Raw genomic sequence first — 13,802 nt, 5'->3', positions numbered from 1 at the left:
ATGACCCGTCTGCGCAACAGCATTCGCGCCTTCGCCAGGGATGAAAGTGGCGCTCTTCTGGCCGAGGCACTGATCCTGCTTCCCATGCTGATCTGGGGCTTCATCGCGCTGGTGGTGTACTGGGACGTGTTTCGCACGATCAACGTCAGCCAGAAGGCTGCCTATTCCATTTCCGATCTTCTGTCGCGGCAGGGGGTGGTCAACACGCAGTTCGTCGACGGGCTGAGCAACGTGCTGCAATTCCTGACACCGGGCGTTCCCGACTCGCGGCTCAGAATCACCAGCATCGAGTACAATGCCCGCGACGACCGATATGAACTTCTGTTCTCGCGCTCACCCGGCGGCAAGGTGCCGGCACATACCCAGACGACGATCCAGACGCTTCGACCACGAATTCCGGTTCTGGCCGATCTCGAATCGGTCATCATCGTCGAAACCTGGGTCGATTACCGGCCGCGGTTCGACACCGGGGTGCTGAACTTCACGCCCGGCGTGTCGGACCAGACCTTCACGCAGTTCATCGTGACCCGGCCGCGGAACTGGCGGCGCATCTGCCTTGAGGGCGCACCCGCCTGCACCAGCTGAGGCAGCGCCTGGGCGCTTTCCTTGTGCCCGGGCCTTCTGTATCGTCGGATGCAATGCGGACGATGCTCATGCCCATGCCATTCCGATCCCTGGTCTGTGCGACCGGCCTTGCCGCAGCAGCATGCGCACCATTCCCCGAGGTCGCGGCGCAGTCCGGTGCGCCCGGCCCCTATCCCGCCATCCTTCCCATCGACCAGCTTCTGGCGCAGGCCGATACCGGCTTGATCGACCCGGCTCAGGATCTTTCCGCGCGGGCAGCAAGTCTGAAGGCGCGGGCCGCGGCTCTTGACGCGCCTTGACGGCGTTGCACCCCGCCCGGCTTCCGGCTAACAGACGGGGGTCCGTCAAAAGCCCGAGGTCCTTCCCATGTCCGCCCCCCTGCGTCTTGGCCTTGCCGGTCTGGGAACCGTCGGTATTGGCGTCGTCAGGATTGTCCAGTCTCAGGCTGACCTGATCGCCGCGCGCGCAGGACGCCCGGTGATCATTACCGCCGTATCGGCGCGCGACCCGAAGAAGAACCGCGATGCGGACCTGTCGGCCTATGCCTGGGAAACCGATCCCGTGGCGCTGGCCCGCCGCCCGGACGTGGATGTGTTCGTCGAGGTGATGGGCGGCCACGAGGGGGCTGCAAGAGCTGCGACCGAGGCGGCCATCGCCGCAGGCAAGGATGTCGTGACCGCCAACAAGGCGCTGCTGGCCCATCACGGCCAGGCGCTGGCCGAAGCGGCCGAGGCCGCTGGTCGCGTCCTGCGGTTCGAGGCCGCGGTCGCGGGCGGCATTCCGGTGATCAAGGCGCTGACCGAAGGGCTGGCCGCCAACCGCATCAGGCGGGTGATGGGCGTGATGAACGGCACCTGCAACTATATCCTTACCCGGATGCAGTCTGCCGGGCTGCCGTACGATGCAGTGTTCGAGGAAGCGCGCCAACTGGGCTATCTGGAGGCAGACCCGAACCTGGACGTGGGCGGCATCGACGCCGGGCACAAGCTGTCGCTTCTCTCAGCGATCGCTTTCGGCACCCGCGTCGCCTTCGGCGCGGTGGAACTGGAAGGTATCGGCAATGTCTCGATCGACGATATCCGCCTGGCCGAGGACATGGGCTACCGGATCAAGCTTCTGGGCGTGGCCCAGATGACCGGTCGGGGGCTGGAGCAGCGGATGACCCCCTGCCTCGTGCCGGCCGACAGCCCGCTCGGCCAGTTGCAGGGCGGCACCAACATGGTGGTGCTGGAAGGCGACAGTGTGGGCCAGATCGTCCTGCGCGGTCCCGGTGCCGGCATGGGCCCGACCGCAAGCGCGGTGATGGCCGACGTGATCGACATCGCCCGAGGACTGCGCCTGCCGACCTTCGGCGTGCCTGCCGCACAGTTGACCGAACCGGTTCCGGCCAGCGCCGCGACGCCCGCGCCCTATTACCTGCGCATGACGCTGCTCGACAAACCCGGGGCACTCGCCAAGATCGCCACCTGTCTTGGCGAGGCCGGGATCTCGATCGACCAGATGCGCCAGCTGCACCGCCCCGGCGACCGGGCTGAGGATGCTGTCGTTCTCATCGTCACCCACAAGGCCGCGCCCGCCGATGTGGCCCATGCCACCAGCCGGTTCGCCGCGACCGGCGTGCTGGTCGGCAATCCGGTGGCGATCCGGATCGAGGAAGTCTGACCGCTTGACAGACCCCGGCCCGCGCGGGACCCTTCGGTCTTTCGATGTCCGGGGGGTCCCCATGCTGCGCTGCCTTGCCGCCCTTGCCCTGCTCGCCGCCCCGGTCCAGGCGGAGATGCTGGGCGGCGCCGACGATCCGGCCTTCCGGGCCGCACTGACCACGCTGCTGGCCGCCGACGACCCCGCCGCCGTCGCCACCCTGCGCGATCTGGCCGAAGCGGGCAATGCGGCCGCTCTCGTCACCCTGCCGCTGGCGCTGATATGGGTGCCGCCCCAAGGCAACCTCAAGGAGAAGAACGCCCAGCGCCAGGTCGGCGGCGTCAAGGCCCAGGATGCGGCAGCTGAAGCGCATGGCGCCACCGCGCTTTGGGACCTCGGCCGGACCGACACCCCCGAGGACCTGCCCGACCGCGCCGCGGGCCTTCTGGCCGCGGGGGAACCAGAAAAGGCGGCCGTCCTCCTCCGAGCCTGGGTCAACATGACTGGCGCTTTCGGCGATCTGCCACCGCAGCTTCTGTCCGACGACTCTCCAGCCATGCTCGGAGCTTTCGCCCTGACCTCACGGCTGACCGCGGCGGTCTACCAGGACGGGTCGCCGTTGCTGGAGGCGGGTTTGCTGCTGTCGCTCATGCGGGAAGACCGACTGGCCGCCTGGATGGCCTATGTGCAACTTCTGGAAACCGAGCCCCGGATTTTCGACATCATTGGCAGCCCGCTTGCCGGCACCGGCCTGTCCGCCGCCGATACCGAAGCGCGGATCGAGGACGCCCGCGCCGTCCGCGCGGTCTGGTTCGGTTACTCCGTGGACGACATTCCCACCCCCGCCGCCACCGCAACCCGTGCTCGTGACGCCTTGCAAGGCCGGACCGAGCTTCGCCCCGTCACCGACCTTTGCCAGGCGCACTGCCCCGGCAGCCTTGCCACCTGCGAAGCCGCAATGCTTGCCTTCCCCGGCCTGCCCGATCCTGGCTTCACCGTTCTGCAACCCTTTTCCGATGCGCTCAACCCGGCCGAATTCGCCGCCTCTGACCGCGGCCTCCTCACCCTGATCCGCCCGCGCCATGACCGCGCCGCCGCCGCCGACCGTGCCACTTCCGAAGCCCTGGACGCCTGCTACGCAGGGGTTCTAAAGCGCCGCGACCAGATTTCCCTCGGCCCCTGACGTCCGTTAGCGCCACCATCCTTGCCGCCCGATCCACCCGCCGCTAGAGCAGACGGAACAAGGCCGGAGGGGGCAAGCATGTCAGAGAAATCGCAATTCCAGGACCGGCTTCTATCGCTGGGCCTCGCCCGGGTGTCGGAAGCCGCCGCTCTCGCCTCAGCGCGCTTCATCGGCCGCGGCGACGAGAAGGCCGCCGACCAGGCCGCCGTCAACGCGATGCGCGACCAGCTGAACCTTCTGGACATCAAGGGTGTCGTCGTCATCGGCGAGGGCGAGCGCGACGAGGCCCCGATGCTTTACATCGGCGAAGAGGTCGGCACCGGCAACGGCCCGGCGGTGGATATCGCGCTGGACCCGCTGGAAGGCACGACCCTCACCGCCAAGGACATGCCGAACGCGCTGACCGTCATCGCCATGGCGCCGCGCGGCACGCTTCTGCACGCCCCCGATGTCTACATGGACAAGCTCGCCATCGGCCCCGGCCTGAAGCCCGGCACCGTGACGCTCGCCATGTCGCCCTCCGAACGGGTCTCGGCCCTTGCCGCCGCCAAGGGCTGCTCGACCGAGGATATCACCGTCTGCATCCTCGACCGCCCCCGGCACGAGGATCTGATCGCCGAGGTCCGATCCACCGGCGCAGCGATCCGGCTGATCACCGATGGCGATGTGGCGGGCGTCATGCACTGCGCCGAACCCGAAATCACCGGCATTGACATGTACATGGGCTCGGGCGGAGCACCGGAAGGGGTGCTTGCGGGCGCAGCGCTGAAATGCATGGGCGGGCAGTTCTACGGCAAGCTATTGTTCCGCAACGACGACGAACGCGCCCGCGCCCGCAAGGCCGGAATCACCAACCTGGACCGCGTCTATACCCGCGACGATCTGGTGAAATCCGACGTGATCTTCGCCGCAACGGGGGTGACGAATGGCTCGTTGCTGGCGGGCATCAAGCGCGAACCCGGCTGGGTGACGCTGGAGACGATCCTGATGCGATCCAAGACCGGCTCGGTCCGCCGAATGACCTATCGCAGCCCGGTGCGCTGAGCCGAACGGCCTTCGCCGCACCTGCATGGACACCCTTCGGCCCGTCGCGGCAAGGCCGAAGGCGGCCCGTGGCAGGAACATTCGGCGGGGTACCTCGCGCCGGCGTGCCCCGTTGCCAGACCCCGCATCCTCCCCTACCCTGCCGTCCGAACACGGAGGGATGACCCATGACCGAAAGACCCCTTGGCTTTGAAACCCTTGCCATTCACGCCGGGGCAGAGCCCGACCCCGCGACCGGCGCGCGGCAGGTGCCGATCTATCAGACCACGGCCTACGTCTTCCGCGATGCGGACCACGCGGCCAAACTCTTCAACCTTCAGGAAGTGGGATACATCTATTCGCGCCTGACCAACCCGACAGTTTCGGCGCTGGCCAACCGCGTTGCGGCGCTAGAAGGCGGGGCGGGTGCCATTGCCTGCTCGTCGGGCCATGCCGCGCAGATCATGGCACTGTTCCCGCTGATGCAGCCGGGGCGCAACATCGTGGCGTCAACCAAGCTGTACGGCGGCACGATCCAGCAGTTCTCCAACACGATCCGCAAGTTCGGCTGGTCGGCGAAATTCGTCGATTTCGATGACCCCAAGGCGATCGAAGCTGCGATCGACGCCGATACCCGCGCGCTTTTCTGCGAAACGATCTGCAACCCCGGCGGCGCGATCAGCGACCTGCCCGCCATCGCTCGGGTGGCGAACCAGGCCCATATCCCGCTGATCGTGGACAACACCACCGCCAGCCCCTACCTGTGCCGCCCGATCGAACATGGCGCGACGCTCGTCGTCCATTCGGCCACCAAGTATCTGACCGGCAACGGCACGGTCACCGGCGGGATCGTCGTGGATTCTGGCAAGTTCGACTGGTCAAAGGACGACAAGTTCCCCTCGCTCTCGCAGCCCGAGCCGGCCTACCACGGCCTCGTCTTCCACCCGACGCTCGGCAACATGGCCTTCACCTTCCACTCCATCGCCATCGGGCTGCGCGACCTCGGCATGACCATGAATCCGCAGGGGGCACATTACACGCTGATGGGAATCGAGACGCTGGCCCTGCGAATGCAGCGCCATGTCGAGAACGCGAAGATCGTCGCCGAATGGCTGGAACAGGATCCGCGGATCGGTACGGTCACCTGGCCGGGGCTGAAGTCCTCGCCCTACTATCACCTGGCGCAGAAGATCACGCCAAAGGGGCCGGGCGCGCTGTTCACCTTCAGCGTGAAGGGCGGCTATGAGGCCTGCGTCAGGCTGATCGACAATGTGAAGCTGTTCAGCCATGTCGCGAACCTGGGCGACACGCGCAGCCTGATCATCCATTCGGCCTCGACGACGCACCGCCAGCTGACGCCCGAGGCGCAGGTCAAGGCCGGCGCGGCGCCGGATGTGGTGCGGGTCTCGATCGGGATCGAGGACGTGCGCGACATCATTGCCGATCTGGATCAGGCCCTGGCAAAGGCAACGGCCTGAGGCCCCCTTCCCGCCGCTCAGTGTCCGACCAGGGGGCCGAGCAGCGGGGCAACCGACATCCCCGCTGGCATCGGGGCCAGCCAGGCGATATGTGCGCGCCCCGATGCCGCCAGAAGATCAAGGTCGATCCGCAGCAGCCGACAGAACTTGCCGGCATTGTTGCAGGCAATCGTAGCAACGTCGATCGCGTTGCCAAGGGCTGCTTCGGCCGCCCCCGCAGCGTTGTCGGCAATCTCCAGCTCGACAGCGCGCTGATTCAGGACATGGCTGGCAGGATCCGGCATCTCCTGATCCTGGGGCTTGAGACGGTAGACAAGTTCGATGCGAAATGCCGCCGTTCCCTGCAAAGCATCGACGCTGCCCTCGACCACCCGGGCGGAATCGACGGCGCAGTCTGCGGCGATACGTTCGGTCAGTACGGCACAAAGGGGCCGGGCAAGCACCGGGGCACGGATGTCGGCCAGAACCTGAAGATAGGGCTCCTCCGGAAGCTTCTCGCCTTGGGAAAGCAGGGCGGCCAGGTTGGCCTTCAGGGTCAGAGTCGCGCGTCGCGCCGGCACCAGACGCTCTTGCGCCAGGTATGCTTCGGCTTCCAGCCGGGAAACCGGGGTGCCCGTGGCAGAGATCAGCCAGGGCTGCCCTGTATCGGCGCTATTGGCGCGTTCTGTGGCCATGCCGGGATTGCCGGGGTCGATCCCTTGCCAGAACTGCCAGCCGGCAGCGCCAAATCCTGCGGCCATGAGCAGCAGCCCGGTCGAGATCAGCAGGCGCAGCATCAGAACCGTGCCCCCTGTCGAAGATTGGTCAGATCACCGAAGGCAAAGGCGGTGGCGATGGCGCGGACGCGCGAGGCAAAATCCTCGCCCTCCGGCACCTGGCCTGCGATTTCCAGATAGATGTCGCGGGTCATTCGCACCTTGGCGCCAAGGATCGGGGCGGAAACCGCCTTGGGTTCGCCCGCACCCGGCACCGGACCGATGATCGAGATCGTGCCTGCCGCATAACCGATCCGGCTTTCGCCCGCCTTCACGCCGAAACTGTCATGAAACCATGTGTCGTACCGCATGGCCGCATCCAGTTGCGCGGCAACCCGCTGGTCTGCCTCGGCCGCCGTGGACGAGCCGCTGGCGAGATCCTGATAGAGGCGGTGCCCCGGATTCAGCACATAGGCCGGCTCGATGTCGCACGCGCGCAGGCCGCCGTTCAGCAGAACCTCGACCGGCACGACCGGATCAAGATTGGCAACCCCGGCCTGATCCGCACCCAGCAGCACAACCCGTTCGATCCGCGCGCCTTCGGCGAGGTGGATGTTCCACAACCGGTTGCCGGTCCCGCTTTCCAGCACCAGATATACCGGGGCTCGCGTCTCGGTAACGGCCACATCATAAGCCTCGTAGGCCGGGGCGGAGGCCTGCGCGGGATCTGACATGCCGGTCCTGCGGTAATGGTCCACGAAGACCTGCACTTCGGCTGCAAGATGCGTATCGTTGTAGGTTGCCAGAGCCGTGGCAACGCCGCTGCTGCCGGCGACCACATGGCCGACGATGCTGCCGGGTTGAGGGGGGGTCAGGCGACACCCCAGAATGGGGCGGATCGTTGTGATTTCTGCCGGGACACCCGTTGCCAGGCGCACGGAGTAGCCGGTCACGGCATCGCGGATGAAGACGGGGCTGTTGCCCGGCCCTGCGGCGATCGGCCCCTGCGCCAGCAGTCCCTCTGCGCCGTCCTCTAGGTAATCGGCCGGCGACTGACCGGCGTTGCGCGGCGCGCCGGCCGCGCCCGGCCCGGTCAGCCCTTCCAGAAAGGTGATCGCCGAGTCAGCCAGGATGGCCTCGAACATGCGCGGGTGCAGGACGACAAAGGCCAGGGCCGCCAGAAGGATGGCGCCGAAAACCAGCATTCTGAACGCCGCGCGCACCATTCCCCTGCCTTGCCACTGTCGTTGCCTGCAGGATCACTGCTTGCAGACTTGGGCAAAATAAGGCCCAAACGGCGGAACTGTTGCGAATTTCGCCGCTTGGGCCGGCGATTACCGGGAGATTTCGTACTGGATGGTCACCGTCGCGGATAGACCAACCTCTCCCCCGGCGACCGGCACCGGTGCGGCCGCCACCTCTGCGCGATACATGGGCGCGGGCTCGCTCCAGCTGCCGCCCTCGCTGATCTGGACGATGGGGCCCAGCGTCACCCCGGCTGCGGCAGCCAGAAGCTCGGCCCGCGCGCGCGCCGCGGCCACGGCCTTCTTGCGGGCTTCGTCCAGCAGCGGGTCGGGATCGGCCAGCCCGAAGGCCAGACCGTTCAACGTGTTGGCGCCGTCGGCAACCGCGGCGTCCAGGATCGCCCCAAGCGCATCAAGCTTGCGGATTCGGATCGTCACCTGGTTCGAGGCGACATAATTCGCGATGGTGGGCGCCATGCCTTCAGTACCCGACCAGTTGGGATAAAGTGACAGGTTCGACGTCTGCATGTCGCGCGCCTCGACACCGGTGGCGGCCAGACGGGCCATGACTGCCTCGACCGAGGCGCTGTTGGCGGCAAGCGCGGCGGCGGCCGTGTCGCCCTGGGTGGTGACGCCGATGGTCAGCGTGGCCATGTCCGGGGCCACCTCGACCGTCCCGGTTGCCGTCACGACGATCCTGGGGGCCTTTGCCTCCTCGGCAGCCCCCGGGCCAGACAGGGGCAGGGCCAGGGCGGCGGACAGGATCATGGCTTGAACAAGGCGCATCGGTCTACTCCTTTGACTGGCGCTAGATTTCGGAGTTGTGACGCAGGCCGCAAGCGGATCCTTGGCCGTTTTCCTTTCTTTCGGCAAAAAGCTGCTGTAGTTGTGCGGCAACGCGGCGGAACACGTTCCCGCACGCAGATTTTCCGTGTTAGACCCGGCCCCATGAAACCGACATTCGCACTTGACCTGACCCGCGACGCCATAGCGCTGCTGCATCGGACGCCGAAGGGCTGGCTTTCCATCGGCGAAGTCGCCTTCGACGCCCCCGACATGGCTGACGCGCTGGATTATCTGCGCCGCACCGCGCTTGGCCTGTCGCCGATCGGCTTTGCGACAAAGATCATCCTCCCGAACAGCCAGATCCTTTACACCGAGATCGAGGCCCCTGGCCCCAGCCGCAACGACAAGCGCCGCCAGATCGCCGCGGCGCTGGAAGGGCGCACCCCCTATGCGGTCGAGGATCTGGTCTTCGACTGGTCGGGCAAGGGGGCAACCGTCAAGGTCGCCGTCGTCGCACGCGAAACGCTTGAAGAGGCCGAGGCCTTCGCCGTCCAGCATCGGCTGAATCCGGTTTCCTTCGTCGCGATCCCCGAAGAGGGCAAGTTTGTCGGCGAGCCCTGGTTCGGCCAGACCGTCGCCGCCGACACCGTTCTTCCCCCCGGCGAAAGCGTCGATCGGGATCGAGAGCCGGTAACGATTCTGCAACGCGACCTGCTCTCTGCCTCACGCGAGGTGCCTGTAAAGGAACCCGTGGCAGATGCCTCCCCCCCGGAGGAAGAGCCCGAACCGGCGTCACAGACGCCGCCGGAAACGCTGGCAGAGCCACCCGCCACGCCCGCCGTTGCCGCCACCGCTGCGGACCCTGACGAAGAACCGCTTCCGGGCCTGGAAGAGGCGCTGAACGCCGACTTGCCAGAGGTTCCGACACCGCACCCGGCGAGCCCGCCTGCGACCGAAGCCGCAGTTTCCGAAAAGGCCGGCCCGGCACCGGATGCTGTGGACAAGGGCGCCGAAGCCGCCGATGACGACGCCCTGCCCGAGTCTCTGCTGCGGGAACTGGAGCGAGAAGAACCGCCCACCGGCACTGCGACGCCTGACACCATCCCCCCGGCAACGGACGCGCCCGTCTCGCAGCCCGAGATGGAAGAGGCACCCTTTGCCCATGTGACGGATACCTCCGCCTTCCCGGAAGCCGACGATATCCCACCCATGCCGGCCGGCCTGAAGCCGGCACCGGGCCGGGCAGAACCCGTGGAAGACGACATCCCCCCTGCATCGTCCACGGTGGCGATGGTGGCTTTCGCCAGTCGCCGCGCGGGTGGCAGCGGCGCAGCCGCACCGGTGGGCGCCGCCACGCGCAACGAAACCGGAACCGCTCGCCCGCCAGCGCCGGGCGCAAGGCTAGGCCAACCGATCCCCAGGCCGGCTGGCATCAAGGGGCTTTCGGCACCTGTTACCTCGCCCACGATCCCGGGCACGCGGGCGAGGCCGAAAGGGAAGGCCGGCATGCCCGATGCCGCAGCCATCGCCACCACGTCTGGCCCGACCACGGTCAAGTCGCCTGCCCGACCGGGCGGCACCTTCGGCACTGCCGCTCCGCCCAAGAGCCGGTCGGGCGTAGTGTTCATGGTGCTGGTGGCGCTGCTTCTGATCTTCCTCGCCCTTGTAGCAGCGTGGTCGTCCTTCTACCTCGCGCGCAACGACGCGCCAGAAAGTGATCCGGCCCTGGCCAGCCTTGATGCAACGCCGGGCGTTGATGAAGAGATGCTCGCCGACCTCCAGGATCCGGCAGAGCTTGCCCCCTCCCTGACCGGCACCGATCCTCAGACCAATCTCACGGCTGCAACCGCAGGACCGGCGACCGAAGCCCTGCCGGTGAACATTGCAGGGGACGGGCAACCGGCCGATGCCCCCGGTGCCGATCTGCCTGAGGACACCGTCGCAACCGATGTCGCCCCCTCACCTGCACAGGCAGCGCTGGCAGCCGCAGAGCCGGAACCGGACACTGTGGCCCCAGCGGCCGCACCGGCGCCGGCCCCGGAACCCGCACCGACCACGCCGGAACCCGCACCGACCACGGCAGTCGCGACCGACCTTACGGCCGCGCAGGCCCCCGCCGAAGACCAGGACGAGATCTTCCTTTCCGCCATGGACGCGCCGCCCCCGGCCCTGGATGCGCTGGCGCTTCCGGCACCGGCGGTCACGGCAGACGCGGCGCCCGACCGCCCCATGCCGCCACCCGCCTTCGGCACCGTCTACCAGTTCGGCCCGGACGGCCTGCTGAAACCGACGCCCGAAGGCATTCTCAGCCCCGACGGCGTGATGCTGATCGCCGGAAAGCCGCCGCGCGTGCCGCCGCCCCGCAGCGAGGCCGCGGCTGCCGCTGCCCTGGCGGCTGCCGCCGCAGCTGCGGAACCCGTGGCTGCGACCGAAGGGCAGGACACGACTTCGCCAGCCGATGCGTCGCTGGTCGCAACGGTCGAAGAGCCGGCGGTCGAACCGGCGCCTTCCGACCCGTCACTGGCCGGGTTCCGCCCGCGCGCGCGGCCAGAGGGGCTTGTGCCGGCGACAGACGACGGCGCCGCGCTTGTCACCGAATCGGCAAGCGACTTCGCAAGCACGCGCCCCCTGCCCCGCCCTGATGCCGTGCTGGCCGCTGCCTCTGCCGCCCGCCCAGAGGAAGCTGAGGCAGAGGTCGATCTTGGTGCTCAGGCCGCCTCTTTGGCAGCCCAAGCCGAAGCGCGGCTTGCCGCCGCTGCCGCGATGGAGGCAGAGAACCCGTCTATCGTTGCGATCTCGAAGCGCCCGCAAGACCGCCCCCGCGACCTGAGCCGGGCAGTCGAAGCCGCAGTGGCAGCTGCCGTCCGCGAGCCCCAACTGCAGCCGGAACCCGAGGTCATCGTTACAGCGGCAGCAGCCCCCGCCCCCGCCCTGAAACCCGAAGAACTTGAGGAGGTCGACGAACCCGAAATCGCGGTCGCTGCCCCGAAGATTCCAACCAAGGCCAATGTTGCAAAGCAGGCCACCTACACCAAGGCAATCAACCTTTCGAAACTCAACCTGATCGGGACATACGGCACCGACTCACGCCGCACAGCTCTGATCCGGCAGTCGAACGGGCGCTACAAGAAGGTGAAGGTGGGCGACAAGATTGATGGTGGCACGATCATGGCGATCACTGAAACCGAGGTGCGCTACCAGAAAGGCGGCAAGCTTCTTTCGCTGAAGATGCCCAAGACCTGAACAGGCGGCCTCGCCGCCTCGCGGCGCCATCCTTCGGACGCCGGGCGAGGAGTGACGAAGTCACCGACGTGCGCGTCCTCATCCCCCCCCAGCCACGCCCGCCTCGGCAAAGGTCGCCATGCCGGAATGGCAGGCAACCGCCCCCTTGACCACACCGATCGCCAGCGCCGCGCCGGAACCTTCGCCCAGCCGCAAACCGAGCGCCAGCAACGGCTCCTTTCCCAGCTTTTCCAGCAGGCGGGCATGGGCGCCCTCTGCACTCTGATGGCCGGCGATGCAATGGTCGAGCGCCCCAGGCGCGGCCCGGTCCAGAACCGCCGCGGCCGCGCAGGCGATGAATCCGTCCAGGATCACCGGCACCCGCGCCATGCGCGCACCAAGGATCGCCCCGGCCATCGCCGCGATTTCCCGCCCTCCCAGGGCACGCAGCACCTGAAGCGGATCGCCCAGAAGCGCGCGGTTCCGCTCCACCCCTGCTGCTATGGCAGCCTCCTTCCGGCGCAGGCCCGCATCATCGACCCCGGTGCCGCGACCAGCCCAGCCAGTACCGCCGTAAAGAGCGGTGGCGATTGCGGCGGCAGAGGTGGTGTTGCCGATGCCCATCTCGCCAGCAACGAAAAGATCGGCCTGCGGATCGACCGCCTCGAACCCCTTGCGCAGGGCAGCGACGACCTCTGCCTCGGTCATCGCCGGACCTTCGGTGAAATCGGCGGTCGGGTGGTCCAGGTCAAGCGCATGGACGTCCAGCCTTGCCCCGAAAGCCTTGGCCAGCTGGTTGATCGCTGCACCACCGTGGGTGAAGTTGGCCACCATCTGCACGGTGACTTCGGCCGGAAAGGCGGAAACACCCTTGGCGGCAACACCATGATTTCCGGCAAATATCGCGATCTGCGGCCGGTCAGCACGGGGTTTTTCGGTCCCCTGCCAGCCTGCCATCCACACCGCAAGCTTCTCCAGTCGACCCAGCGCCCCCGGCGGCTTGGTCAACTGTCCGTTCCGCGCCTCGGCCGCTGCGATGGCCGCCGGATCGGGCATCGGCAGATCGGACAGAAGGGCACGCAGTTCGGCAAGGGTCTGGAAGGTCATCGTCATCTCGGCAGTTGATCCAGGATGCGGATGGGGCTACCCCATGGCCCCTGTGATTGCCAGCCGGGAAGGGCCCAATTGTCCAGCATTCGCGACATTCCGGCACGTCTGCTGCCCGATCTTCTGTCGGGCTTCGCCCTTCTCTCCCGCCTTCCGCTTCCAGACCACCGGGGCACAGGGGCGCGGTCCGCCTGGGCTTGGCCGCTTGTCGGTGCAGTTCTGGGGGCGCTGGCGGCCGCACTGGCGGACGCGGCAATGTGGCTGGGGGTAACGCCGGGGGTAACGGCGGCGATGGTCCTTGCCTTCGCTGCTATGCTGACCGGGGGATTGCACGAGGACGGCCTGTCCGACACGGCCGACGGTCTTTTCGGCGGCTGGACACGCGAACGGCGGCTGGAAATCATGAAGGACAGCCGCGTCGGCAGCTACGGTGTGCTGGCGGTTGTGCTGGTGACCCTCGCCCGCTGGTCGGCCCTGACGGCGATTTTTCTGCACGGGCAGCATTGGTCCGCGCTGGTAGCTGTTGGCGCGCTGAGCCGAGTGCCGATGGCGGCGATCATGGCGGGTTTGCCCAATGCGCGCGGCCAGGGCCTCAGCCATGCGACGGGTCGCCCCTCCTGGGGCGGGGCGCTGATAGGGTTGGCCGTGGGCGGGGGCATTGCCTTCATCCTTGCCGGGCTTTCCGCTCTGCCGATGTTGGCCGCTGCTGCTGCGGTCTGTCTCTGGCTCGCGCTTTCCGCCAGGGCGCGTATTGGCGGCCAGACCGGCGACATCCTTGGCGCCGCGCAGCAACTGGCCGAAGCCGCCTGCCTGACCGTCCTGGCTGCACGGATCTGAG

12 protein-coding genes are annotated in these 13,802 nt (G+C 67.5%); 8 read left to right on the top strand and 4 right to left on the bottom strand.

Going from position 1 to position 13,802, the window contains the following annotated elements; all coding sequences use genetic code 11:
• From EYB42_RS09855 to EYB42_RS09830, 6 genes are all read left to right on the top strand, one after another.
• Positions 1-585 (top strand): hypothetical protein, encoded by a 585-nt coding sequence (locus EYB42_RS09855; protein ID WP_135449931.1) that lies wholly within the window; start codon positions 1-3, stop codon positions 583-585.
• Positions 586-653: 68 nt separating this feature from the next.
• The gene (locus tag EYB42_RS09850; protein WP_240784075.1) at positions 654-884 is read left to right on the top strand and encodes a hypothetical protein; all 231 of its coding nucleotides are present in this window, start codon (positions 654-656) and stop codon (positions 882-884) included.
• Between the two features lie 67 nt (positions 885-951).
• Positions 952-2,247, top strand: coding sequence for a homoserine dehydrogenase (locus EYB42_RS09845; protein WP_135449930.1), 1,296 nt, complete (start codon positions 952-954; stop codon positions 2,245-2,247).
• 61 nt (positions 2,248-2,308) lie between these two features.
• The gene (locus tag EYB42_RS09840) at positions 2,309-3,409 is read left to right on the top strand and encodes a hypothetical protein (protein ID WP_135449929.1); all 1,101 of its coding nucleotides are present in this window, start codon (positions 2,309-2,311) and stop codon (positions 3,407-3,409) included.
• 78 nt (positions 3,410-3,487) lie between these two features.
• Positions 3,488-4,453 (top strand): class II fructose-bisphosphatase, encoded by a 966-nt coding sequence (gene glpX, locus EYB42_RS09835; protein WP_135449928.1) that lies wholly within the window; start codon positions 3,488-3,490, stop codon positions 4,451-4,453.
• A 167-nt stretch (positions 4,454-4,620) separates the two neighbouring features.
• Positions 4,621-5,910, top strand: a complete 1,290-nt coding sequence (locus EYB42_RS09830; protein ID WP_135449927.1) for an O-acetylhomoserine aminocarboxypropyltransferase/cysteine synthase family protein — start codon at positions 4,621-4,623, stop codon at positions 5,908-5,910.
• 17 nt (positions 5,911-5,927) lie between these two features.
• Here the strand turns inward: EYB42_RS09830 and EYB42_RS09825 are convergent, their stop codons facing one another.
• The 3 genes from EYB42_RS09825 to EYB42_RS09815 all read right to left on the bottom strand — a co-directional run bounded on the left by EYB42_RS09825 (position 5,928) and on the right by EYB42_RS09815 (position 8,635).
• The gene (locus tag EYB42_RS09825; protein ID WP_135449926.1) at positions 5,928-6,686 is read right to left on the bottom strand and encodes a hypothetical protein; all 759 of its coding nucleotides are present in this window, start codon (positions 6,684-6,686) and stop codon (positions 5,928-5,930) included.
• Positions 6,686-7,810 (bottom strand): hypothetical protein, encoded by a 1,125-nt coding sequence (locus EYB42_RS09820; protein WP_135449925.1) that lies wholly within the window; start codon positions 7,808-7,810, stop codon positions 6,686-6,688. Before EYB42_RS09820 ends, EYB42_RS09825 begins: the two co-directional genes overlap by 1 nt.
• A 129-nt stretch (positions 7,811-7,939) precedes the next feature.
• Positions 7,940-8,635, bottom strand: a complete 696-nt coding sequence (locus EYB42_RS09815; protein ID WP_135449924.1) for an SIMPL domain-containing protein — start codon at positions 8,633-8,635, stop codon at positions 7,940-7,942.
• Positions 8,636-8,797: 162 nt separating this feature from the next.
• On the opposite strand from EYB42_RS09815, the gene EYB42_RS09810 reads away from it, so the two are divergent.
• On the top strand, positions 8,798-11,878 hold the full coding sequence (locus EYB42_RS09810; protein WP_135449923.1) for a hypothetical protein: 3,081 nt from the start codon (positions 8,798-8,800) through the stop codon (positions 11,876-11,878).
• A 78-nt stretch (positions 11,879-11,956) separates the two neighbouring features.
• On the opposite strand, the gene cobT is transcribed toward EYB42_RS09810, so the two are convergent.
• Entirely contained in the window at positions 11,957-12,970 is a 1,014-nt protein-coding gene (gene cobT, locus EYB42_RS09805) for a nicotinate-nucleotide--dimethylbenzimidazole phosphoribosyltransferase (protein WP_135449922.1), read from the bottom strand.
• 81 nt (positions 12,971-13,051) lie between these two features.
• On the opposite strand from cobT, the gene cobS reads away from it, so the two are divergent.
• Positions 13,052-13,801: an adenosylcobinamide-GDP ribazoletransferase gene (cobS, locus tag EYB42_RS09800; RefSeq protein ID WP_240784084.1), complete on the top strand. Its 750-nt coding sequence runs from the start codon at positions 13,052-13,054 to the stop codon at positions 13,799-13,801.
• The last annotated feature ends 1 nt before the right edge of the window (position 13,802 follow it).

Origin of the sequence: Tabrizicola caldifontis, from assembly GCF_004762095.1 — a bacterium.
Lineage (GTDB): Bacteria > Pseudomonadota > Alphaproteobacteria > Rhodobacterales > Rhodobacteraceae > Tabrizicola > Tabrizicola caldifontis.
Note: the sequence above shows the minus strand (reverse complement) of the source record. Positions and strands in the feature narration are given on the sequence as shown.

What these genes read in the sequence shown, in the direction of transcription:
- EYB42_RS09830 (WP_135449927.1), top strand. Translation starts at nt 4,621, where the DNA reads ATGACCGAAAGACCCCTTGGCTTTGAAACCCTTGCCATTCACGCCGGG.
- EYB42_RS09855 (WP_135449931.1), top strand. Translation starts at nt 1, where the DNA reads ATGACCCGTCTGCGCAACAGCATTCGCGCCTTCGCCAGGGATGAAAGT.
- EYB42_RS09850 (WP_240784075.1), top strand. Translation starts at nt 654, where the DNA reads ATGCCCATGCCATTCCGATCCCTGGTCTGTGCGACCGGCCTTGCCGCA.
- EYB42_RS09820 (WP_135449925.1), bottom strand. Translation starts at nt 7,810, where the DNA reads ATGCTGGTTTTCGGCGCCATCCTTCTGGCGGCCCTGGCCTTTGTCGTC.
- EYB42_RS09810 (WP_135449923.1), top strand. Translation starts at nt 8,798, where the DNA reads ATGAAACCGACATTCGCACTTGACCTGACCCGCGACGCCATAGCGCTG.
- EYB42_RS09815 (WP_135449924.1), bottom strand. Translation starts at nt 8,635, where the DNA reads ATGCGCCTTGTTCAAGCCATGATCCTGTCCGCCGCCCTGGCCCTGCCC.
- EYB42_RS09845 (WP_135449930.1), top strand. Translation starts at nt 952, where the DNA reads ATGTCCGCCCCCCTGCGTCTTGGCCTTGCCGGTCTGGGAACCGTCGGT.
- EYB42_RS09840 (WP_135449929.1), top strand. Translation starts at nt 2,309, where the DNA reads ATGCTGCGCTGCCTTGCCGCCCTTGCCCTGCTCGCCGCCCCGGTCCAG.
- cobT (WP_135449922.1), bottom strand. Translation starts at nt 12,970, where the DNA reads ATGACGATGACCTTCCAGACCCTTGCCGAACTGCGTGCCCTTCTGTCC.
- glpX (WP_135449928.1), top strand. Translation starts at nt 3,488, where the DNA reads ATGTCAGAGAAATCGCAATTCCAGGACCGGCTTCTATCGCTGGGCCTC.
- EYB42_RS09825 (WP_135449926.1), bottom strand. Translation starts at nt 6,686, where the DNA reads ATGCTGCGCCTGCTGATCTCGACCGGGCTGCTGCTCATGGCCGCAGGA.